The sequence below is a fragment of the Paraburkholderia sp. J12 genome (assembly GCF_905220215.1).
GTDB lineage: Bacteria > Pseudomonadota > Gammaproteobacteria > Burkholderiales > Burkholderiaceae > Paraburkholderia.
Genome location: NZ_CAJMZC010000004.1, coordinates 74779 through 95447 on the forward strand (window position 1 = coordinate 74779; position 20669 = coordinate 95447).

Genomic DNA, 20669 nt, shown 5'->3' on the forward strand with positions numbered 1-20669 from the left:
CGTCCTCCCTGTGCGTCAGCGTCATGGCCGCGACGGGCTGCGCGAGCCATGTCCGAGCTGGCGCGCCGCCGTGATGGAGGCGGCCACTTCGGGGAAGCTGCCGTAGGCTTCGTCGGGGAGCAGGCGTAGTGCTGCGATCACGTCCGGGGCCGCGCCATTGTGTTCGGCGGATTCGATCAGCACGGGCGGATGGGCCGGATAGCTCACCTGCACCACGGCCGATTCGATGCGGCGATCGAGCGGATCCTCCGGGCTGGCCTTGCGCGGGATGGGGGGAGCGGGGGGCATCGACGTCTCCTTCGGTTCGTTCAGAACCTCACGGAGCAGACCCCATGCCCGAGCCGGCGACCCCCTTACCAGCGCAGCAGGCGCGGGCCGAACCAGGCGCCGAGCGCCGCGGGGATGGCCATGCCGAGCAGGTACCAGATGGCCCAGAACGGCACGCCCATTTCGGGGCAATGCAGGCAGTAGGCGAGCGTGGCGGTGGCGCTGGCGAGCAGGCCGCCCGCGAAGCCGGTCGCGCGCAGGCGCGTGGGCGCGAGGCCGCGCAGGGCCCAGAACACGGCGGCGAACGACGGGATCGAGAGGAACGCGATGGCGAACGGACACACCCGCCAGGTTTGCCCCATGACGAGCGGCAGGCGCGCCTCGGGCGGCGCGAGCCAGACGAGCGCGATGGCCGCGAGCCACACGGCGGCGACGGGCCAGGCGATGGCGGCCCACGCCATGCGCGGCGCCACGCCGGGGCGCGCGAGCCGCACGGTGGCGAGGAGCGCGCCCAGCGCGACGAAGAAGGGCAGCGCGACCTTGAGCCAGAAAAGCGGTGTCGCCGCCACCGTCGCGAGGTCGCGACGCACGCCGAACGCAAGCGCCATCAGGAGCGTCGAGCCCAGCGCGCCCGCGATCAGCGCCCAGCTGAAGCGGCGCGCGACCACGTGCGGGTCCACGGGCGCCGCGCCCGTGGCGAGCAGGGAAATGAGGTCCTCTGTTTTCATGATGCACTCTGAAACTTCATCGCAAGGGCCTTCAGGCCGCGATGTACACCCACTTTCACCGCCGACTCCGAGAGTCCGGTGAGCTTTGCCGTTTCCGTGACCGACAGCCCCTGCAGCTTCACGTGCAGGATCGGCAGGCGCTGGCGGTCGGGCAGCTCGTCGAGCAGCTTGCCCAGATCGCGGCGGGCGTCGGCGGCTTCGCCGTCGCTGGTCGCGAAGATTTCGAGTTCGTCGTCGAGCGGCGTCTGTAACGCTTCGCGCCGCGAGCGCGCCCGGAAGAAGTCGGTCAGCTTGTAGCGCGCGATCGCATGCACCCAGGCGGTGAGCGGCTCCTCGGGGCGGTAGGTGGCGCGGCCGTTGTGCACGGCCAGCAGGATTTCCTGCACGAGATCCTCCACGTCGTCCTGCATTCCATATAGCCGCTTGCGCAGGAAGCCGCGCAGATGCGCGCCGAGATCCGAGAGAAACGCGTGATAGGCCGCCGTGTCGCCGGCGAGGCCGCGCACGAACAAGGCCTTGAGCCGTTCCTCGGTCCCGCGATGAGGCTCATTACCGGTAGTTCGGTTCATCGTGAACTCCGGTTACAGCGCGGACGAAACAAAACGCGCGTGGGCAAAGGCGCACGCATCAGGCGGGTAGCGCGCGTGCGGGGGCCGCGGCGCGACGGAGGCCGGCACGCGACGGCGGCGGGGCTTCGGCCAGCACGCCGAGGCTTGCGGCGCCCGAGGGACGGGCGTTGTGCCCGGCGTTGGGGGCGTGGCGGCGGGTCATGCGGTGGCTCCGGTGGCAGGGGGATGGGCCTGGGTTGAACGGGACTGGGCTCAATAGTCGCGGGCCTGCCGGACATTCGTCAAGGGCCGGGGCAGGAAATTGGGTGCGTAACCGGGTGGGTAACGACGCGCACAACGGGATGCAAGGCAGGGCGCAAAACGGGTCGAGCAGCGCAGTCGGCATGTTTTCTTTCTGATGGCTTTCGATTGCGCCACGCTTACGCGCGGCGTGTCAGCCAGCGTATACGAACGGGCGAGCCCGCTGGTTACAGCATCTGGCAAAAAAATATTCCGGTGAATTTGCGCGCCGGTCTGTAACCGCTGCCTTCGTCGCTTCGTATATACAGGCAGATCGCGCGTGCATCGATCCCGAAGCCGCAGGCGATCCGGACACCGTCCGAATTCCTGGTCGAGTTTTAACGTGTCGTTCTTTCGTTCCAGTCGTCATTCAACGCAGCAGTCCAATCGATGGAGCCCCTATCATGAGTACTCTTAAGTTTTCCGCTGCCGCCCTGATCCTCGCCTCGCTCGCTTCGGGCGCCACGGTCGCGCAGGCCCAGAGCATGGAGAAGTGTTACGGCGTCGCCATGGCCGGCCACAACGACTGCAAGGCGGGTGCGGGCACCACCTGCGCCGGCTCGCAAAAGATGGACTACGACGGTGCGCACTGGAAAAACGTCCCGGCCGGCACCTGCACGTCGATCAAGACGCCGAACGGCCACGGCTCGCTCACGCCGATGGGCTCCTGATGAGCCCGGCCGCCCTGCGATCATGAATACGCCAGCCGAATGCGGCGCCGGCCTCGGCCTCAAGCCGCAACACTACGAGCAGGCGCGCAACTGCGAGGCGCGCGCACTCTGGTTCGAAGTTCATCCGGAAAATTACATGGTCGAGGGCGGCCCGCGTCTCGCGTGGCTCGAAGCCGTGCGCGAGCGGCACGCGCTTTCGCTGCACGGTGTTTCGCTGTCGCTGGCGGCCGACCGCGTACCGGACGCCGCGCATTTGAGGCGGCTGCGTGCGCTCGCGGACCGCGTGCAGCCGGCGCTCGTTTCGGAGCATCTGGCGTGGTCCGCGTGGGGTGGCCGCTATCACCCCGATTTGTTGCCGTTTCCGCGCGATGCGGTTGCACTTTCCCGCATCGCGGAGAACATTGCCTGTGCGCAGGAAGCACTCGGCCGACGCATCGCCATTGAAAATCCATCGCACTACGTAAGGATAGATGGCCACGCGTGGAGCGAGCAGGATTTTCTCGCCGAACTGGTGAGGCGCACTGGTTGTGGCCTGCTGCTCGACGTGAACAACGTCTATGTGAGCGCGTGCAACATGGGTTTCGATGCCCGCGCCTGGCTCGACGCATTTCCCGGGGAGGCGGTGATGGAGATTCACCTCGCCGGATACAGCATCGATGCAGAAACACAGCCGCCGCTCCTGATCGATTCGCACGACGCGCCGGTTGCCGATGCCGTGTGGTCGCTCTATCGCCACGCGATCGAACGTTTCGGCCCGAGGCCCACGTTGATCGAGCGCGACGATCATATTCCCGCGTTCGACACGCTGCTGGCCGAACGCCACGAAGCGCAGGCGATACTGGAACGGGCGGAGGTGATCGCATGAAGCCCACGCTCGCCGCTTTTCAGAACGAGTTCGTGCGCGCGCTGCACGGCGCCGTCGCGAACGACTCGCGCGTGGCGGCGCTCGCCGCGCAACCGGGGTTCGCGGTTTATCGCAATACGGTGTTCAAGGGCTGCGTCGATGCCCTGCGGGCGAACTTTCCCACCGTCGAGCGTCTGGTGGGGAGCGACTGGTTCCGCTCCGCGGCGCGCATCTATGCTCAGGACGAGCCTCCCGAAGATGCGCGGCTGTTGCTCTACGGCAGCGGCTTCCCGGTTTTCCTTGCCGGGTTCGAGCCCGCGCGCGAGTTGCCCTGGCTTGCGGACGTCGCGCGGCTCGACCGGTTCTGGACCGAGGCGCACGCGGCGGCGGACGACACCGTACTCGGCGCGGCAACGATGGCGGCGTTTTCGCCCGAAGACTTCATGCGCACGGTGCTGCGCCCGCACGCGAGCGCGCGCTGGACGTGGTTCGGCACGCATCCCGTCTATACGATCTGGCGCGCGAACCGCGAAGAGGTTGCGCTGCCCGAAGATCTCGCGTGGCATGGCGAGGGCGCCTTGCTCTCGCGCGCGGGCGGTAGCGTGACGTGGCGCGCGCTGGGCGAGGGCGGTTGTGCGCTGCTCGACGCCTGCGCGGCGGGCCGCGCAATGGAAGAGGCGATGGCGTGCGCGCTCGAAGCCGACCCCGATCTCGATCTTGGGGTTCTGTTCGCCGGTCTTTTTGCGGATGGTGCGTTCGGCGCGGCGCAGTTTCCGGCGGACGCAGCCGACCCCGCATCTCCGGCTCGCAAGCAGTCCAAAACGGCTGGAGCATGAAATGGAAACGATTCAAATCGCTCCAACGTCCGTCCCCATGCGCCTTAGTGCAGGCTGGAAAATGCCGCCGCCGATCTAGTTTGCCGCGCATATGGCCGCGTATTCCGGGCACTTTTTCCGTGGTGCTCGTGCCCGGCTTGTGTACGCGGGGCGGTGGTGCTCTGTCGCTAGATCGGCGTTTCGACATCAAATAGAAGAACATATCTCCGGTCGCTGAACCGGTCAGTCATTCTTCCGCTTTCATCCCGCGCAGTCGCCAGTCCGGCGGCTGCGCTTTTTTGCCTTTTAGCATTACACGTATTTTTTTAAAGCGATTCTGCATGCCGTTGCAATATGCACAGCGAATCATTTTCACTGGGAATCGTGGTGCGAATGCCTCGAAAGTCGAAATTGAAATTCACTGCGCATAGTTATGCTTTGGAAGTTCATGGCGATGCAGTTTTTACTGGATAATTATCAAACATGCATTTCGCGTGTTGCGCCGCGTTCCCTCCCGTTCCCTTGCGGGCACCGCGCTTCGCGCATGGGCGGCGCAGGAGCCCATTCACCATGCGGGCACCTCTTCCTTCATAACCGGTAGCGATCGCGCGAGGCAGGAATCTTGCGGATGTCGGGGCGTCCGTTCTGGGGCGGCCAGCGGCCGCAAACGATATCGCCGGCGCCGTCGCGCTGCCGGCCGGCATGGATCGCGTCGCAATGCGGCCGCGCGTACGTGCGCGGCGCGCCCAGAAACCCACACTGGCGAAGCGGGCCGATTCCGGCTCGCACGCCGGTTCGTGTCCGCGCTGGCGTTCCTCGCGGTTGTATTCCATTGCGCATCGCCACGGACACATCGGTCCACCATCGTATTACCCGCATTCACATGTCTGTTGCAGGCGCACCGGGTAGGACCACGCCCGGTGTGCCTGCGCGGGCAAATCACTGGCCGGTCTCTCGCAAGGATTCCTGACGCGACGAGTCGCCTTCGGGAGGCGGCCTATAACCGCAAGGAGCCTGAGATGAAAGTTGGTAGCAACTGGCGTGACGCCCACCAGAACGATGCGGCATTGCCGCCTTTTCTTGCCGCGCGCGTGGATCGTTATTACCAGGCGCGTGTGCATGAAACCTGGGCCGGCGGCCACATCATGCAGGGCCGCACGCCCGGCGCCGATGCGCTGCATCTGTCGAGCAACGACTATCTTTCGATCGCACGCCATCCCGAGATTCTCGACGCCGTGTGCCGCAGCATTCGCGACGAAGGCAACGGCCTGTTGATGTCCGGCATTTTTCTGCACGGCGACGATTGTCCGCAGTTGCAGCTCGAAGACCGCTTCGCCGCCTGGATGCACGCGGAATCGAGCGTGCTGTGCCAGTCGGGTTTCGCGGCGAATACGGGGCTCATCCAGTCGATCGCGAATGACCAGACGCCCGTCTACGTGGACATGATGGCCCACATGTCGCTCTGGGAAGGCATACGCAGTGCGGGCGCGCGCGCCGTCAGTTTCCTGCACAACGATGTCGATCATCTCGAGCAGCGCATCGAGCGCAACGGCCCGGGCGTCGTGATCGTCGATTCGGTGTACAGCACGAACGGCAGCGTGGCGCCTCTCGAAGCGATTGCCGAGGTGTGCGAGCAACATGGCTGCGTGCTGGTGGTGGACGAATCGCATTCGCTCGGCACGCACGGACCCAAAGGTGCAGGGCTCGTGGTCGAACTGGGCCTGACCGACCGCGTGCATTTCCGCACCGCGAGTCTCGCCAAGGCATTCGCGGGACGCGCGGGCATCATCGGCTGTTCGCGGCGCTTTCAGGAATACTTCAAGTTCGAGGCGCTGCCCGCCATCTTCAGCTCGACGCTGTTGCCGCACGAGGTGATGGGGCTCGCGGCCACGCTCGACGTGATCGAACGCGAAGACTGGCGCCGCACGCGGCTCCACGCGAACGCGCGTTATCTGCGCACGCGGCTTGCCGAATTCGGCTACAACCTGAACGGCAGCGAGGCGCAGATCATCGCGCTCGAAGCGGGCCCGGAGCAGCAGACCATCGTGTTGCGCGACGCGCTGGAAGCGCGCGGCATCTTCGGCTCGGTGTTTTGCGCGCCGGCGACGGCGCAGAATCGCTCGCTCGTGCGGATCTCGGTGAACGCGGCGCTTTCGGAGCGGGAGCTCGCGCACCTCGTGGACGTGTGTGAGGCGATTCGCGACGAGGTGGATATGTGGAACTGGCCTTCCACCCGGCGCATGGCCCACCGCGGCGCGAGTCGTTCGCGTACGCGCGGGGCGCAGCCGGCAGCGCTGACGCTGGAGGCCGTTGCCGCCTGAGGAAGTCGATGGAGGAGACAGGCCGGCGTGGCGCCCAGTCAGACGATTACTGAGGGTTCCACGCCGCCTGGAATTCGCCGTCCAGCTGATGCAGGAAGGTGTCGTAAGGGATCACGGTGTCGAGCGCGAGGCCAGCCGGTTTCTTCACGATCGCGTAGGTGTAGCGGCGCTCGCCGTGAAAGACCGATGCCGGGTGCATGTACGGCTGCCACTCTACGCACTGCGCGGGGTAGTAGCCTTCCGTGCGCCAGAAGTAGGGCAGGCTGCGGTGCGAATCGAGCTCGCTGAGGAAGCCCGTCGGCGCGCCCTGTTCGACGGCGATCTCGCGCACGCCGCGCAGGGTCTCGTCGGTATGGATCACGAGCAGGTAGGCGGTGCCCGCGCCATCGACCATGAGAATGCCGTGCGGCTGGTACGAGAGGTAGTGCTCGACGATGCCGAGCTCCTCGAAAATGCTGTTCACGTGTTCCGCGAGCGCGCCGTCCTTGAGAAACGCGTATTCGGAAACCGAGAGTGCGTCGCGCACCGAGGCGCCGGCCTGGTCCAGATACGCATCCTGCATATCGCGGATCGCATGGTTTAACGTATCGACCGCATCCATCTCGTGCTTGCGGATGAAGCGGTCGATCAAGCCCTCGTTGAAGCTGCGCACGGCGACGTGCTCGTCGGCCTTGCCCGTGAGCACGATCTTCTTGACCGACGAATCGGCAATGCGCCGGCAGAATTCCATGCCGTTCAGTTCGGGCATGTCGTAATCGACCACCACGACCGACACCGACTCGAAGCGCGTGGCGTGGTGCACGAGGCTGCGGATCGCATCGACGCGCATGGCCACGACCTGATGCGCATCGTTTTCTTCGGTGCGGTCGAGATAGGGGCTGAAGATGGGCTCGCTGCCCTGGTCCGGCGCCGGGCGGCTGTTCAGGAACCGCAGCGCGTGAGAGGGCGAATTGAACATCCGGAACGCCAGCTGCGGATCGAGCTGCAGGCTCAGGTTCGACAGGAACGCGGCGCTGTCGTCGACGAAGGCGACGGTGGTCGGGTATGCGAACGGCTTGAGGGCTTTCGTCATGGCGCAGGGAATGTCAAAACGAACTCGGTGTACTCGCCTTTCACCGAAGAGCAGGTTATCGCCCCCCCTATCGCCTGCATGACATCGTGGCAGAACGCTAGTCCGATACCGGCTCCTAACGAGACGTCATCGGTGGTGGTGGTCGAAGTATAAAAGCGGGTAAAGATATGCGGCAAGATTTCCGCTGAAATACCGGTGCCAGTATCGCTGAAAATGAGCCGGTTGGCGCGCGTTCCGGTTTCGAGTTTGATTGAAATATATGCGCCTTCCATATTGCCCATATGCCGGAACGCATTTTTGAGCAAATTGAATAGCACGTGAACGGTGAGCATTTCCGAACCCTGAAATGTAAAATCGGGCCGCAGATTGCAGTGCACGCGCCGCCGGTCGCCTTCGCGGAACGGAAAACGCGCCAGCGCCGTTTCCACGCACTGGGCGATCGAGCAGGATGTTGCGTTTTGCATGTTCCCGCCCGTAAAGCGCGCGGTGGCGAGCAGCATGTCGATGATGGCGTTGGAATAGAGCGCTTCCTGTTCGATTCTGCCCACTACGCCTTGCAGCGAATGCAGGTGCGCCGCGCGGATGCGCGAGACCGGCAGGCGGTGGCGCTGGGCGAGCAGGTAGGTGTCGAGCAGGGTGGGCAGGTAGCGCATGATCCCCGCCGCGCCCACGCGGATCGCCACGAGCGGCGTGCGCAACTCGTGCGCCACGCTGCCCGCGGTGGCGAGCATGGCGCGCTCCTGTTCGATCTGGATGCGGTCCTGGTCGTAATTCGCCACGGCGCCAATGGCCACGGCAAACGAAAAGATCGCGAGGTGGGTCAGGTAATTCGTGCCGAATACGATGGGGTCGCTCGTCGCCCAGTAAGCGATTATGGCAAGACCAATGCCCACGACGAACTGGAGCACGAGCATGAGCCAGTCGTGCAGGAGCACCATGACGAATGCCGCGATCAGCGCGCTTTCCACCCAGACTTCATTGCCGTGATTTTTCAGCAACATGAAGGTGAAGAAAAACGGCAGCGCGTAAAGCGAAATGCCATACCAATACCAGGGCAGCAGTTTTTTGGCGCGCGCGGGCCAGCGATCGTAGATCACCACGGGAAAAAACAGCGCCGCACCAATCAGGCGCAGCGTGAGATTTTCGTAAGGCTGGGGAAACAGGACCTTCCAGACGTAGTAGTAAAGCGGGAAACCGACACAGGCCACGACCGCGAAGGGCTGCATGCGGCGCTTCGCATACTGCAGATTGCGCAGCGCGGGTGCGAAGGCGCGGACGAAGAACGGTCGCAGCGGCGCCCACGCATGCCGCAGCCTCGTCCCGAGCGAGGTTCTCGATGCAGTCATCTGGATGAAATCGCTTGTCGTTGTTGCCGGGCGGCTCGAGGCGTGGCGGCACGCCTGCGCCGCAGCCCGTGCAAGACGATATCATCAATGCGCGGCTCCGACCCCAACCCGCCGGCGTACCGGCCCGGCTAGCGTGTTTTCTGCCTTTTTCTGCATGGATTCGATGCGCAATGCATCGAAATCCGGATGGCTCGGCGCCGTTTCCTCACCGCTCACACCGAGGTCTTACGATGCCGCTTCGTCTTCCCCCGCTGTCCGCGCTGCGCTTTTTCGAGGCGGCGGCCCGGCTCAGGAGCTTCAAGGGCGCGGCGGCGGAACTCAACGTGACGCCGAGCGCCGTGAGCCACGGCATTGTGGCGCTGGAAGAGGCACTGGGCGTCGATCTGTTCGTGCGCGAGCCGCGCGGACTCTCGCTCACGCCCGAGGGCGAGCTGTATCTGCCTTACGTAGCCGAAGCGTTTTCGCTGATCGCCATCGGCACGCAGCGATTGCCTGACGGCCGCGCGAACCGCACCATCGCCGTGAGCTGTGCGCCCACCTTCGCCGCGCGCTGGCTGCTACCGCGCCTTGCCCGCTTTCGCGCGCGCTGGCCGCAGCTCGCGGTGACGGTGGAGACCTCGCCGCGCCAGGTAGCGTTTCCCGTGGACGGCTTCGATTTCGCCATCCGCCGCAGCCTGGGGCCGGTGGGCGGCGCCGCCTGGGAGCGGCTCTTTGGCGAAGAACTCGTGCCGGTGTGCAGCCCGGACTGCCACGCGGCACTGGCGGACGCCGAAGGCCATGCCGATTTGAGCCGCGCCTCGCTGATCCACGTGAACACGGCAAGCGAGGACTGGGACTTCTGGCTCGAAGCGACCGGCACGCAAGGCGTGGCGGTGCAGGGCGGCCTGCGCTTCGACACGATCCATCTGGCCTTCGAGGCCGCCGCGATGGGGCTGGGCGTGGCGATGGGCCGGCGGCCTTTCATCGATGCCGATCTCGCCTCGGGCGCGCTCGTGGCGGCTGCCGGGGCCAGCGTGCCGTCGCGCTCGGGCTACTGGCTGGTGAGCGGGCCGGGCGCCGACGTGCGGTCCGATCTGCAGGCCTTTCGCCAGTGGCTGCTGGAGGAGGCAGAGGTGCCCGAGCGTGCCGCGGTGTGATGCACCCGGCCGCCGTGCGCGATTGAATTTTGCTCATGCGTTGCTGAAATCTTTTCGTTTGCCGCCGAGGCGGCGGCGCTGCAACCATCTGCGTCAAGGAGGATCGACGCGATGTCCGCAACCCGGCAGCCCCTGCCCACTCAGCCTACCCGCAAGCCCCTCGTGCCGCGCGCGGTCCTCGTGATCGTTGCGGGCGCACTGATCCTGAGCGCCGCGATGGGCGCGCGGCAGACCTTTGGCCTGTTCATCGGGCCGTTCTCGTTCGACCGCGGCCTGCCCGTCACGCTGATCGCTTTCGCCATCGCGTTGCACAACCTCGTCTGGGGTTTTGCGCAGCCGTTCGCGGGCGCCGCAGCCGACCGCTACGGCGCCGCGCCCGTGGTCGCCTTCGGCGCCGCCGCGTTCGCCGCGGGTCTCGCGCTCGCGGCCGTGGCGCCGAACGGCTGGCTGCTCGTGCTGGGTCTCGGCGTGCTGGTGGGGATCGGTATCAGCTGCACGAGCTTCGGCGTGGTGCTGGCGGCGGTGAGCCGCGACGCCGGCCCCGAGCGGCGCAGCATGGCGATGGGCCTTGCCAGCGCAGGCGGCTCGCTCGGCTAGGTGCTGATGGTGCCGTTCGCACAGGTGATTCGCGAGCAGGCGGGCGTTTCGATGTCGCTCTTCGCGCTCGCGTTCGTGCTGTTGCTCGCGGCGCCGCTGGGCGTGCTGCTCGACCGCCGCGCGGGCGGCGTCGTGCCGGCTGCGGAGCCGGCCGCGGCGCACACGCTGCGCGACGCGCTCGCGCAGGCCATGCGCCATCGCGGCTACCGGTTGCTCACACTGGGCTTTTTCACCTGCGGTTTCCAGCTCGCGTTCATCGCCACCCATCTGCCGGGCTACCTCTTCCTCTGCCATATGCCGATGGGGCTCGGCGCGACGGCGCTGGCGCTGATCGGCCTCTTCAACATGGCGGGCAGCTGGGCGTGCGGGTGGCTGGGCGGCCGCTATCGCCAGCATCTCGTGCTGGGCTGGCTCTACCTCGTGCGGGGCGTGGCGATTGCGGCCTTCTTCCTGCTGCCGAAAACGACGCTTTCGGTCGTGCTGTTCGCCGCCGCGATGGGGCTCACATGGCTCGGCACCGTGCCGCTCACGAGCGGCCTCGTGGCGAAGGTGTTCGGCGTGCGCCACCTGGGCACGCTCTTCGGCGTGTGTTTCCTGAGTCACCAGCTAGGCTCGTTCCTGGGCGCCTGGCTGGGCGGCTTCGTCTTCGATGTGACGGGCTCGTATTCGCTGATCTGGGGCGCGACGGCCATCGCGGGGCTGGTCGCCGCGCTGCTGCACTTCGCCATCGACGACAGCGTGGCGCCGGGCACGGCGCGCCCGGCGGCGCGCGCGGGCTAGGCGCTTGGGTCGACTCAGGCCGAAACGGCCTGCTGCCGTTGTTCGAGCACGAACTGGGCGATGGCGTCGTTGAGCGATTGCGGCGCGTCGCGATGCGGCGAATGCCCGCCTTCGGCGAGCGCCACGACGCGCGCATGCGGCACCGCCTCGCCGATGGTCTCGATCTGCGCCATCGTACCGTAGTGGTCGTCGAGGGCTTGCACGGCGAGCAGCGGCGCGCGGATCGCGCCGAGTTGATCGACGATATTCCAGGTGCGGAACGCGGGTGCGAGCCAGATATCGGCCCAGCCGTAGAAGGCCGAATCGACGTCGTCGTGGTAGCGCGCGAGGCGCTCGCGCAGACCCGTGGACTGTTCGTAGGCGGCTTTCGTCGCCACGATGCCTGCCACCGAAACATCTTCGACGAACACGTGCGGCGCGATCGCCACGGCGCCCGCGAGCGCGTGCGGGAAGCGCGCGGCGTAGTGCAGGGCGATGGTGCCGCCGTCGCTATGGCCCACGAGCCACATGCGTTCGCGCTGCGCGGCGCTCACATCGAGCGCGTCGAGCAGGGCGGGCAGCACGTCGCACGCCTGGCGTTCGAGGTAATCGACGGGCCACTTCACCTCGTGCGGGCGCGGCGTGGAGCGTCCATAGCCGGGCCGCGAATAGACGAGTCCGCGCATGCCGAGGCGTTCGCACAGCGCCTGCGGCCAGTCCTTCCAGATGGCGATCGAACCGAGCCCCTCGTGCAGAAACACGGCGAGCGGCGCGTCGGCGCGTTCGACGCCGATCCAGCGATATTCGATGGAGAGGGCCCCGCGTGCAGCGGTGGCGGGCAGGATGGCGAATGCGCTGGTATTCATGGGCCGGGCGGGGTCGCTATGGAAGCTGGGCGAAGAGGAACGGCGAATTTTAACTGGTACGGGGTGGGGACACATGAGACGGCGTTTGCGAAACGACCCGGTCTTCGAGATCCAGTTGTTTCGGATTGCATAATAAATAAAGGCGCTCCGATGCTGGAATACTTCCTCGAATCGGCATCGATTTACGCACGATCGTTCGCAAAACGGTAGGATGCGGTTCATGGCGAGCGCGCTTGTGTATATGCATTTGATCCGCATTGCGCTCGCATTGCGCCAGACGCGCCCACCCTATGGAGACCCCTCCCCCATGAATCTCGTTGCGGAAATGCCGGCCGGCCTGACCGGCCTTGAACAGTTGCGGCACATGATCAAGCTGGGCGGCCGCCCGCCGATTGCCGACACGCTCGACTTCGAGCTCGTGGAGGTGGAGGAAGGGCGCGCGGTGTTCGAAGCCGTGCCGGGGCTGCGCGTGTACAACCCCATCGGCTCGGTGCACGGCGGCTACGCGGCCACGCTGCTCGATTCCGCGTGCGGTTGCGCGGGCCACACGAAGCTCGGCCCCAACCAGGGCTACACCACGCTCGAACTGAAAGTGTCGTATCTCCGCGCCATGACGGCCGACACCGGACGGGTGCGCGCCGAGGGCCGCGTGCTGACGATGGGCCGCCGCGCGGCCTTCACCGAGGCCACGCTCACCGACGCCGCCGGCAAGGTCTACGCCACGGCCACGTCCACGCTGCTCGTCTTCGAGCGCTGAGGTCTCAGACGTCTTTCGTGTCGAACAGCAGCAGGTCGGCGCCGGCCTGCGCGAAGTTGCCGACGTCTTCGGCGGCTGCCCGGCCTTCGGGCGAGCCGAGGCCGGCGCGCAGGGCGTCGAAGCTGTCGAAGCTCAGCACGGCTGCGAGATGATAGGGCGAGGGGCCTTGCGGCGTCGCAACCGGCCCCGTGCTGATCTCGTAGCGCGTGAGGCCGGGAATCTTCCTGGCGAGCGGGATGTGTGTCGCGGCGTAGTGGGCGTCGAACGCAGCGGGGTCGGCGGGGGTCTTGTAAAGCACGACAAGCTTGGCCATGGCGAAGTCTCCGTGTAGAGGGTGTTCGCGGATTCTACGCCCGGGCGCGTGCGGTTTCAGGCGGCGCGCCCGTCACGGGCCCCGGTGTTTGTCCACACGCGCCCGACTGCCCGACCGCTAGACCGTGCCGCTTGCCTTGTCTTCGATGAGGCGCACGAGCGTATGCAGCAGCCGGTTCGCGGGCGTGGCCACGCCCAGCGCCTCGCCGCGCCTCACCACGAGGCCGTTCAGATGATCGATCTCGCTGCGCTTGCCGCGCGCCACGTCCTGCGCCGTGGACGAGTACTGTCCCGGCATGGTTTCGGCGATGCGGCGCACGGCGAGGTCGACGTCGGGCGGCAGGCTCACGCCGTCGGCCTGCGCGACCGCGATGCATTCGGCCACGATGTCGCGCATCGACGCGCGCACGCCTTCGCCTTCGACGAGGCGCCCATACGGCAGTTGCGTGATAGCCGAAAGCGCGTTGTACGCGCAGTTCAGGATCAGCTTGGCCCAGAGCGCGCCGCGTACGTTCGCGGAGATCTGGGTGGGAATGCCCGCTTCGACGAGCGTTTGCGCCACGGCCTCGCTCTGCGAGGAGGGTTCGATCACGAGTTCGCCGCGACCGTGATGGCGCACGTGCCCCGGTCCCGCCATTTCGGTGGCGACGTACACCACGGCCGCCGCGACTTCCTGCGCAATCGCACCGCGCAGACGCTCGGCGTTGTCCACGCCGTTTTGCAGCGTGAGCACGAGCGTATCGGCGGCGAGACGCGAGCCGATGTAGGCGCCCGCGCGTTCGGTGTCGGTCGATTTCACGCAGAAGAGCACGAGCTGCGCGCCCTCCACGGCGGCCGGATCGGTGCTGGCCGTGAGATGCGGCCGGCCGATGCGTTCGTCGAACTGCTGCGTTTCGAGGCGCAGGCCGTCCCGCCCGATGGCTTCGACATGCTGTGCCCGGCCGATCAGCACGACATCGTGCCCCGCGCGCGCGAGCATACCACCGTAATAGCAGCCCACCGCACCCGCGCCCATGACGGCGATTCTCATGACGTTTTCTCCCTGCCGATCCGTGGTCGATACGCTTTACCGCAATTCGAAGCCGAGCGCGTTGAGCGCTTCGCGCAGACGATCGCGCCCGTGCAGCGATTCGCGGCTCTTCCAGCGCGCGAGCGAGCGCGAGGTCCAGCCGGCCGCACGTTGGCCCTGCGCGGTCTGGAAGGCGCCCATCACGCTTTCGTAGTCGTTGATGCCGTCTTCTTGCGAAACGGCGTCGTACTGCTCGCGATGCAGCACCACCGATTGCGGCAGGCGCGGCTTGACCTGGGCGGCCCGCTCTAGATCCTCGTAGCCCACGCACAGTCCGAACACGGGCATCACGCGCGGCGGCAGTCCGAGTTCGGCCGCCACCTGTTCGGGACGATTGCGGATCGCGCCGATATAGACGGAACTCAGGCCGAGCGATTCGAGCGCCACCACGGCGTTCTGCGCCGCGAGCGCCGCGTCGATCACGCCGACGAGCATCGTTTCCATATAGCCGAGGCCACCGACGGGCGCGCCGCTGCGCCGGGCCGCCCCTTCGAGGCGCGCGAGGTCGGCGAGCCACACGAGAAAGAGCGGCGCTTCGCGGATCTGCGACTGGTCGCCGGCGAGCGTGGCGAGGCGGTCCTTGCGCGCGGGGTCTTCCACGGCCACCACGCTCCAGGTTTGCAGGTTCGACGACGTGGAGGCCGACTGGGCCGCGGCGATCAGCGTTTCGAGCGTGCCGGCGGGCAGGGCGCGGTTGGCGTAGGCGCGCACCGAGCGGTGGGCGAGCAGCGTGTCGAGCGTCGCGTTCCAGGCGGGCAGCGGCGCCGACCAGGGCGTGCCGTAGCGCGCTTCGAGCGCGGTGTCGGGGGAGGCGGCCAGGCGGTCGGGCGAGGGGGCGGTGGACATCGTATCTCCGGCAGAATGCTTGAAGTGGTGCAGGGGCGTCGCGGGTTTCCCGGGTATCGCAGCAGGTATCGCGGGTATCGCAGGTATCGCGCACGCCAGGCGCCGTATGGTACACGTGCCGGCGGTCTCGCGCTGGCATGACCCCGCCTGGCCGGCTTTCGGCAGCCCGAGGGCGATGTGGCTATGATCGGAAGAACGGTTGCGCCTGACAGGCGCAGGCCCTGCTGCATTGCCGCCCATTTCCCTGCGAGGCCACTCATGTCTGCCGATACCCACGCGACTCCCACCCATGCCTCATCGCCGGTATGGTTCATCACCGGCTGCTCGACCGGCTTCGGCCGCGAACTCGTGCTGGCGGTGCTCGCGCGCGGCTGGCGCTGCGTCGCGACGGCGCGCAACAAGGCCGCGCTCGACGACCTCGCGCCCGAAGTGGGTGGCGAGCGCCTGCTGCGCGTGGCGCTCGACGTTACCGATCCCGCGCAGGTCGAAGCGGCCGTGGAGGCCGCGCACGTGCGCTTCGGCGCGATCGACGTGCTCGTGAACAACGCGGGCTACGGCTATCAGAGCTCGATCGAAGAAGGCGACGAACGCGAGATCCGCGCGCAGTTCGACGTGAACGCGTTCGGCCTCTTTGCGATGACGCGCGCGGTGCTGCCCGGCATGCGCGCGCGCCGCCGGGGGCATGTGATCAACATTACGTCGGTGGCGGGGCTCGTGGGGTTTCCGGGTTCGGGCTATTACGCAGCCACCAAGCACGCCGTGGAAGGTTTCTCCGATGCACTGCTCGCCGAAGTGGGGCCGCTCGGCATCAAGGTGACCTGCGTGGAGCCCGGGCCGTTTCGCACCGACTGGGCGGGGCGTTCGCTCATCCAGACGCCGAGCCGGATCGACGATTATGCGCAGACGGCCGGCGCCCGCATGAAACGCACGGCCGAAGGTACGGGCCATCAGCCGGGCGACCCGGTGCGCGCCGCCCAGGCGATGATCCGCGTGACCGAGGTGGGCACGGCGCCGCGCCATCTGGTGCTGGGGGCGTTTGGCGTGGGGGCGGTGGCCGAGCGTTTGCGCGCGGCGCTGGCCGAGGTCGAGGCGTGGCGCGAAGTGAGCGTGGCGGCCGATTTTCCTGCGGATAACTAACTGAATCTCGCGTCACGCAATGCAGGTATCAACCGGCCGCCATCACCAGCGTGCCGGTTGCCACGAGCGCACCGCGCCAGAGCCAGTCGAAGTTGATCCAGCCGCGCCGCAGCAGCCCGAGCCCGAGATACTGGTAGGCGGCGAGCGCGATCAGGGCCGTCGTGGCGAGCGTCACGAGCGTGTGCAGCACGGCGAGCTGCAGCGAAACCGAGAGCGTCCCGGCCACCCCTGTGCCAGGCGCGCCGCTGCACAAGGGCAGCATGACGGGCATCAGCATGAGGCCCGCGCCGTGCAGCGTCGCCATCAGCGCCGACCACGCGGCGAGTCCGGCGAACCCCGCCGTCATGCCCACGCGTACGCGGTGCCGGTGCCCATAGATCTGCTGCCACGCAGCCCAGCCGATCAGCAGCGCACCGAGCAGCCAGTGCAGGCCGCCGGTCGGCAGCCACGTGCCCAGTATCGCCGCCGAACTCGTGAATAGCAGGATCGACGCCGCGTGCCCGAGCGCAATGGGCGGCAGCGCCATCAGGAGCGCCGGGCGGCTGCCGCGCTGCAGGCCGATCGCGGTGGCGAAGAGCCAGCCCATCGCCGGATTGGCGCCGTGAAAGACGCCGCTTGCGATCACGGCGGCCCAGGTCTGCCAGTGCGCGTCGAAGAAGTCGTTCATGCCGCGCCCCGGACTTATGGATAGCAGTACGAATCGGATGAGCAATCGCCGCCTTCGAGCCGCACCTGATGCGGGCGATGCGATTTCGGCCACTCGATCAGGAAGCGCTCGTCGAACGCGAGGCCGCCTTCGGGCGCGGCGTCGAGCTTCACCATCCAGCCGTCGATGCCGTCGGGGTAGAACTGCCCGTCGATTGCGCCATAGAGCGAGTTGGTGAAATAGACGCGCTCGCCGTCGCGGCTCACCTCCACCATCTGCGGGCCGCCATTGAGCGGTTTGCCCGGCGCGCCGGGATGCGCCGCGCGCGCCACGATCCCGCCGATGCGCACGCTGCCGGTGAGGCGCGCATGCTCCGGGTCCGACACGTCGTACTGGCGCAGCTCGCCCGTGCCCCAGCAGGCCACGTAGAGGAAACGGTCGTCGAGCGAGAGCGCGATGTCGGTGACGAGCGGCGGCACGGCGCCGAATCCCTTGAGCAGCGGGGGCAGCAGGTCGGGGTCGGCAGGCTCGGCGGGGATCTCGATGATCTTGCGCGCGGCCCATTGGTTGCCATCGTCGCCGTCCAGATACCACTGCCAGATGGATGCGGAGAGGTCCTTCAGGCTGATCACCGAATTCACGAAGCCATAGGGCCGCGTGGGGTTGTGCGCGGGCCGCAGTTCGAACACCAGCTGGTTTTCGGCGCCGAAATCGAGCGTCTGTTTGTGGCGGCGCGTATGCAGGTCCCAGAAGTGCAGCCGGTGTCCGTACTGGCCGCCCAGCAGCACTTCGGGCACGAGTCCGTTTTCGAAGTCGGCCGGCAGGCCCCATTCGCTCGTGACCACAGTGTCGAAGCCCAGATGCCACCAGCCGTCGTACGCGAGCTGCTGCGGGCCGCGCTCGATTTCCCACTGGCCGAGGATGTCGAAGCTTTCGTGGTCCATCAGAAAGATGCCGCCGGGCGCCTCGCCCTCGGCGTTGGCGAGCGCCGTGACGTAGATACCCTCGGGCCCGCAATGCACCGTGTGCGGGCGCGTGTAGCCCGCGCGCTGCGCGACCGTTTCGGGCTCGTGCACGCGCACGATGCGTGGAGCGCGCGGATCGGGTTTCGTATCGACGATATGGATGCGCGACGAGCGCAGCCCCGGCACGACGAGGTAACGGCGCTCCGAATGCGGATGCGGCGCATTGGGACACAGGCACGAACTGCAGGCGTTCCAGCCGAAGTGATGCAGTTCGTCGCCGGCGTTGGGCATGGGCAGGCGGTGGACGATCTGCCCGTAGCGGGCGGAAGCGGGGTCGAGATCGACCACGTCGAGCGTATCCGGAACCTGGCGGGTGGGGTCGAAGCTCGCGACGTACGCGAGCGTTTCTTTCGGCGCGCCGCCCGCCATGCGGGCGGACGGGTAAAAGGTTGGATCGGGCTTCCAGGTGGCCATGAGCAATCCCCCTCGTCGGTGAGCCCCTATGATGCACCCGGCGCGTGCATCGCGTACGGATTATGTCCCTTATTCCAAGGCGAAATAACGATATGAATGAAAGGGATAAGTGAGCGGGCAGTCGGGTGCTGTTTCGGGCAGCCGATTATCCGTTCTACGAAAACAGTGATTTCATGGAGTCGACATTTATCTGCGGGCCGCGCCTCTCTACACTGTATTCAACGGATGCAGAAAAGAACTGCACCGGCAATTCAAGTTCTCGGAGGTAGTGTCATGAAATCGCTCATCAAAGCTGTTGCTCTTGCCGCCGTACTGGCAGTGCCGGCCGTCTCGTTTGCCCAGGCGCAATCCAGCAATGGTCCGGTCACGCGCGAGCAGGTTCGCAACGAACTGATCCAGCTCGAACAAGCCGGCTATCACCCGGAAGCCAACGACCGTTATTACCCAGAGGATATCCAGGCCGCGCAAGCGCGCGTGGATGCCCAGAACGGCGTTCAAACCAGTGGTTATGGTGCGGCCACGGCGGGTTCGTCGCAAAGCGGCGGCCCGAGCGACGGTGCGGTCAGCACTTATTCGCCGCCGCTGCGCATATATAACCCGCATTAACGAGGGTTGGCCCTGCAAAAGGGCTTGAAGAAAGGCAATGACGCCGCGCGAATCACGATGGTTCGCGCGGCGTTTGTCTTTTGCACCCTTGCACTTTTGCGCTGCAACGATTCACGAGCCGTTGCCAACGCCATGATCGCCAATCCAGGCGCGTGTTTCTTCGAGCACTTCATCCGATAGCGCCGGATCGTCGATCAGGCGCGCGAGGATGACCGCGCCCACCATGGCCGACCACGCGCCAATGGCCTTTCTGCGCGCTTCGCCGGCGGCTTCGTCCGCGAGACCTGCGCTGAAGCGCTCGATCGTCTTTTTCAAACCCTCCGCCATGACCGCGCGCGCTTCGGGCGTCTGCCGCACCGTTTCCGCGCCCAGCGCCGCCGTGGGGCAGCCTGCCGCCACGTTGTCGCGGTGCGCCGGAGACAGGTAGCCGGCCGCGAAGCGTGCGAGATCGGCGCTGCCCGTTTCGCCCTGCGAGAACACGTGCGCGAGCGTCCGGGCGATCAACTCGTCCTTCGACTTGAAATAGCCATAGAAGCCGCCGTGCGTGAGCCCGGCGGCGTTCATGACGTCGGCCACAGTGACCGCGTCGTAGCCGCGCGCGCGGAACAGCTCGCTGGCGGCTTCCAGAATCCTGGCGCGGTTGGCCGCGACCTGCTCCCGGCTGACTCTCATCGTCTGCTCCCATTCGTTCCAACACGTGCTTGACATTATACATGATGACCATCATTATCCCGATATACATGATGAATGTCATGTAAAAGACCGATTCCCCAAGGAGATTCCAGATGTCCGCTCGTCCTGCAGTGTTGATTACCGGTGCATCCACCGGCATTGGTGCCGTGTATGCCGACCGTTTCGCGCAACGCGGCCACGATCTCGTGCTTGTTGCACGCGACCTCGCCCGCATGGAAGAACTCGCCGCGCGGCTGGCCGCCCGCGACGGGGTGAAAGTCGAAGTGGTGCGCGCCGACCTGACCGATCGCGCCGATCTCGCGCGCGTCGAACAACGTCTTGCCGAAGACGAACGTATCGGTATCCTGATCAATAACGCGGGCGCGAGCCTGCCGGGTACGTTCGTCGAGCAGGGCGCGGAGGCGGTGGGCAAGCTCATCGATCTGAACGTCACGGCGCTCGCGCGTCTGGCCGCCGCGGCGGCCCCGCGCTTCGCGCGCGAAGGCAAGGGCGCAATCGTCAACATCGCCTCGGTGCTGGGGCTCCTGCCGGAATACCGCACGAGCGTCTACAGCGCGACGAAGGCCTTCGTGCTGTCGCTGTCTCAAGGTCTGCACATCGAGCTCGGCGAGCGGGGCGTGTACGTGCAGGCCGTGCTGCCGGCCGCCACGCGTACCGAGATCTGGGCGCGTTCCGGCAAGGACATCAATACGCTCAAGGGCGTGATGGAAGTGGGCGATCTCGTGGATGCGGCGCTGGTGGGCTACGACCGCCGCGAAACGGTGACGATTCCGCCGCTGCCCGACGACCGTCAATGGGCCGACTTCGACGCGGCGCGCCTCGCCATGGCGGCGAATTTCACCCAGTCGCAGCCGGCCGGGCGCTATCGCGGCGCGGCGCGCTAAGACTCACCGG

General features: G+C 66.6%; 22 protein-coding genes and 1 pseudogene. 10 read left to right on the forward strand and 13 right to left on the reverse strand.

Annotated features, from left to right (window positions below; genetic code table 11):
• Positions 1 to 21: 21 nt before the first annotated feature.
• From U5760_RS11445 to U5760_RS11455, 3 genes are all read right to left on the reverse strand, one after another.
• On the reverse strand, positions 22 to 288 hold the full coding sequence (locus U5760_RS11445; RefSeq protein WP_322011829.1) for a DUF2795 domain-containing protein: 267 nt from the start codon (positions 286 to 288) through the stop codon (positions 22 to 24).
• 65 nt (positions 289 to 353) lie between these two features.
• Complete coding sequence (locus U5760_RS11450; protein ID WP_322011831.1) at positions 354 to 995, reverse strand: DUF1109 domain-containing protein; 642 nt, start codon at positions 993 to 995, stop codon at positions 354 to 356.
• Entirely contained in the window at positions 992 to 1564 is a 573-nt protein-coding gene (locus U5760_RS11455) for a sigma-70 family RNA polymerase sigma factor (RefSeq protein WP_322011833.1), read from the reverse strand. The genes U5760_RS11450 and U5760_RS11455 overlap by 4 nt, the downstream gene beginning before the upstream one ends.
• 683 nt (positions 1565 to 2247) lie before the next feature.
• On the opposite strand from U5760_RS11455, the gene U5760_RS11460 reads away from it, so the two are divergent.
• The 3 genes from U5760_RS11460 to U5760_RS11470 are packed head-to-tail and all read left to right on the forward strand — an operon-like array spanning position 2248 to position 4194.
• Positions 2248 to 2514, forward strand: a complete 267-nt coding sequence (locus tag U5760_RS11460) for a DUF2282 domain-containing protein (protein ID WP_322011834.1) — start codon at positions 2248 to 2250, stop codon at positions 2512 to 2514.
• A gap of 22 nt (positions 2515 to 2536) precedes the next feature.
• Positions 2537 to 3379: a DUF692 domain-containing protein gene (locus tag U5760_RS11465; RefSeq protein WP_322011835.1), complete on the forward strand. Its 843-nt coding sequence runs from the start codon at positions 2537 to 2539 to the stop codon at positions 3377 to 3379.
• Positions 3376 to 4194, forward strand: a complete 819-nt coding sequence (locus tag U5760_RS11470) for a DNA-binding domain-containing protein (protein WP_322011836.1) — start codon at positions 3376 to 3378, stop codon at positions 4192 to 4194. The genes U5760_RS11465 and U5760_RS11470 overlap by 4 nt, the downstream gene beginning before the upstream one ends.
• Before the next feature lie 226 nt (positions 4195 to 4420).
• Here the strand turns inward: U5760_RS11470 and U5760_RS11475 are convergent, their stop codons facing one another.
• On the reverse strand, positions 4421 to 4549 hold the full coding sequence (locus U5760_RS11475) for a hypothetical protein (protein ID WP_322011837.1): 129 nt from the start codon (positions 4547 to 4549) through the stop codon (positions 4421 to 4423).
• A gap of 643 nt (positions 4550 to 5192) precedes the next feature.
• On the opposite strand from U5760_RS11475, the gene cqsA reads away from it, so the two are divergent.
• Positions 5193 to 6494 (forward strand): alpha-hydroxyketone-type quorum-sensing autoinducer synthase, encoded by a 1302-nt coding sequence (cqsA, locus tag U5760_RS11480; RefSeq protein ID WP_322011839.1) that lies wholly within the window; start codon positions 5193 to 5195, stop codon positions 6492 to 6494.
• Positions 6495 to 6540: 46 nt separating this feature from the next.
• On the opposite strand, the gene U5760_RS11485 is transcribed toward cqsA, so the two are convergent.
• The gene (locus U5760_RS11485) at positions 6541 to 7566 is read right to left on the reverse strand and encodes a response regulator (RefSeq protein ID WP_322011840.1); all 1026 of its coding nucleotides are present in this window, start codon (positions 7564 to 7566) and stop codon (positions 6541 to 6543) included.
• Positions 7563 to 8912 carry a HAMP domain-containing sensor histidine kinase gene (locus U5760_RS11490; RefSeq protein ID WP_322011841.1) on the reverse strand — a complete coding sequence of 450 codons (1350 nt, stop codon included), beginning with the start codon at positions 8910 to 8912 and terminating at the stop codon, positions 7563 to 7565. The genes U5760_RS11485 and U5760_RS11490 overlap by 4 nt, the downstream gene beginning before the upstream one ends.
• Positions 8913 to 9142: 230 nt before the next feature.
• Between U5760_RS11490 and U5760_RS11495 the strand changes: the two genes are divergently transcribed.
• Both U5760_RS11495 and U5760_RS11500 read left to right on the forward strand, forming a co-directional pair.
• The gene (locus tag U5760_RS11495; RefSeq protein WP_322011842.1) at positions 9143 to 10048 is read left to right on the forward strand and encodes a LysR substrate-binding domain-containing protein; all 906 of its coding nucleotides are present in this window, start codon (positions 9143 to 9145) and stop codon (positions 10046 to 10048) included.
• 111 nt (positions 10049 to 10159) lie between these two features.
• Positions 10160 to 11425 (forward strand): annotated as a pseudogene (locus U5760_RS11500) (MFS transporter).
• Positions 11426 to 11439: 14 nt separating this feature from the next.
• Here U5760_RS11500 and U5760_RS11505 read toward each other — a convergent pair.
• Complete coding sequence (locus U5760_RS11505; RefSeq protein WP_322011843.1) at positions 11440 to 12270, reverse strand: alpha/beta fold hydrolase; 831 nt, start codon at positions 12268 to 12270, stop codon at positions 11440 to 11442.
• Between the two features lie 307 nt (positions 12271 to 12577).
• Here U5760_RS11505 and U5760_RS11510 point away from each other — a divergent pair, with 307 nt between their 5' ends.
• On the forward strand, positions 12578 to 13027 hold the full coding sequence (locus U5760_RS11510) for a PaaI family thioesterase (protein WP_322011844.1): 450 nt from the start codon (positions 12578 to 12580) through the stop codon (positions 13025 to 13027).
• A gap of 4 nt (positions 13028 to 13031) precedes the next feature.
• Here the strand turns inward: U5760_RS11510 and U5760_RS11515 are convergent, their stop codons facing one another.
• From U5760_RS11515 to U5760_RS11525, 3 genes are all read right to left on the reverse strand, one after another.
• Positions 13032 to 13340 carry an EthD family reductase gene (locus U5760_RS11515; RefSeq protein ID WP_322011846.1) on the reverse strand — a complete coding sequence of 103 codons (309 nt, stop codon included), beginning with the start codon at positions 13338 to 13340 and terminating at the stop codon, positions 13032 to 13034.
• A 117-nt stretch (positions 13341 to 13457) separates the two neighbouring features.
• Positions 13458 to 14369 carry a 2-dehydropantoate 2-reductase gene (locus tag U5760_RS11520; RefSeq protein ID WP_322011848.1) on the reverse strand — a complete coding sequence of 304 codons (912 nt, stop codon included), beginning with the start codon at positions 14367 to 14369 and terminating at the stop codon, positions 13458 to 13460.
• Between the two features lie 36 nt (positions 14370 to 14405).
• Complete coding sequence (locus tag U5760_RS11525; RefSeq protein ID WP_322011850.1) at positions 14406 to 15254, reverse strand: NADPH-dependent oxidoreductase; 849 nt, start codon at positions 15252 to 15254, stop codon at positions 14406 to 14408.
• A 258-nt stretch (positions 15255 to 15512) separates the two neighbouring features.
• Between U5760_RS11525 and U5760_RS11530 the strand changes: the two genes are divergently transcribed.
• Positions 15513 to 16391 (forward strand): oxidoreductase, encoded by an 879-nt coding sequence (locus U5760_RS11530; protein ID WP_322011851.1) that lies wholly within the window; start codon positions 15513 to 15515, stop codon positions 16389 to 16391.
• A 28-nt stretch (positions 16392 to 16419) separates the two neighbouring features.
• Here the strand turns inward: U5760_RS11530 and U5760_RS11535 are convergent, their stop codons facing one another.
• The gene (locus tag U5760_RS11535; protein WP_322011854.1) at positions 16420 to 17058 is read right to left on the reverse strand and encodes a hypothetical protein; all 639 of its coding nucleotides are present in this window, start codon (positions 17056 to 17058) and stop codon (positions 16420 to 16422) included.
• A 14-nt stretch (positions 17059 to 17072) separates the two neighbouring features.
• Positions 17073 to 18476, reverse strand: coding sequence for a selenium-binding family protein (locus U5760_RS11540; protein WP_322011855.1), 1404 nt, complete (start codon positions 18474 to 18476; stop codon positions 17073 to 17075).
• A 273-nt stretch (positions 18477 to 18749) separates the two neighbouring features.
• On the opposite strand from U5760_RS11540, the gene U5760_RS11545 reads away from it, so the two are divergent.
• The gene (locus tag U5760_RS11545) at positions 18750 to 19082 is read left to right on the forward strand and encodes a DUF4148 domain-containing protein (RefSeq protein ID WP_322011857.1); all 333 of its coding nucleotides are present in this window, start codon (positions 18750 to 18752) and stop codon (positions 19080 to 19082) included.
• A 111-nt stretch (positions 19083 to 19193) separates the two neighbouring features.
• Here the strand turns inward: U5760_RS11545 and U5760_RS11550 are convergent, their stop codons facing one another.
• Positions 19194 to 19754, reverse strand: coding sequence for a helix-turn-helix domain-containing protein (locus U5760_RS11550; protein ID WP_322011859.1), 561 nt, complete (start codon positions 19752 to 19754; stop codon positions 19194 to 19196).
• Between the two features lie 113 nt (positions 19755 to 19867).
• Between U5760_RS11550 and U5760_RS11555 the strand changes: the two genes are divergently transcribed.
• On the forward strand, positions 19868 to 20659 hold the full coding sequence (locus tag U5760_RS11555; protein WP_322011861.1) for an SDR family oxidoreductase: 792 nt from the start codon (positions 19868 to 19870) through the stop codon (positions 20657 to 20659).
• Positions 20660 to 20669 lie beyond the last annotated feature (10 nt).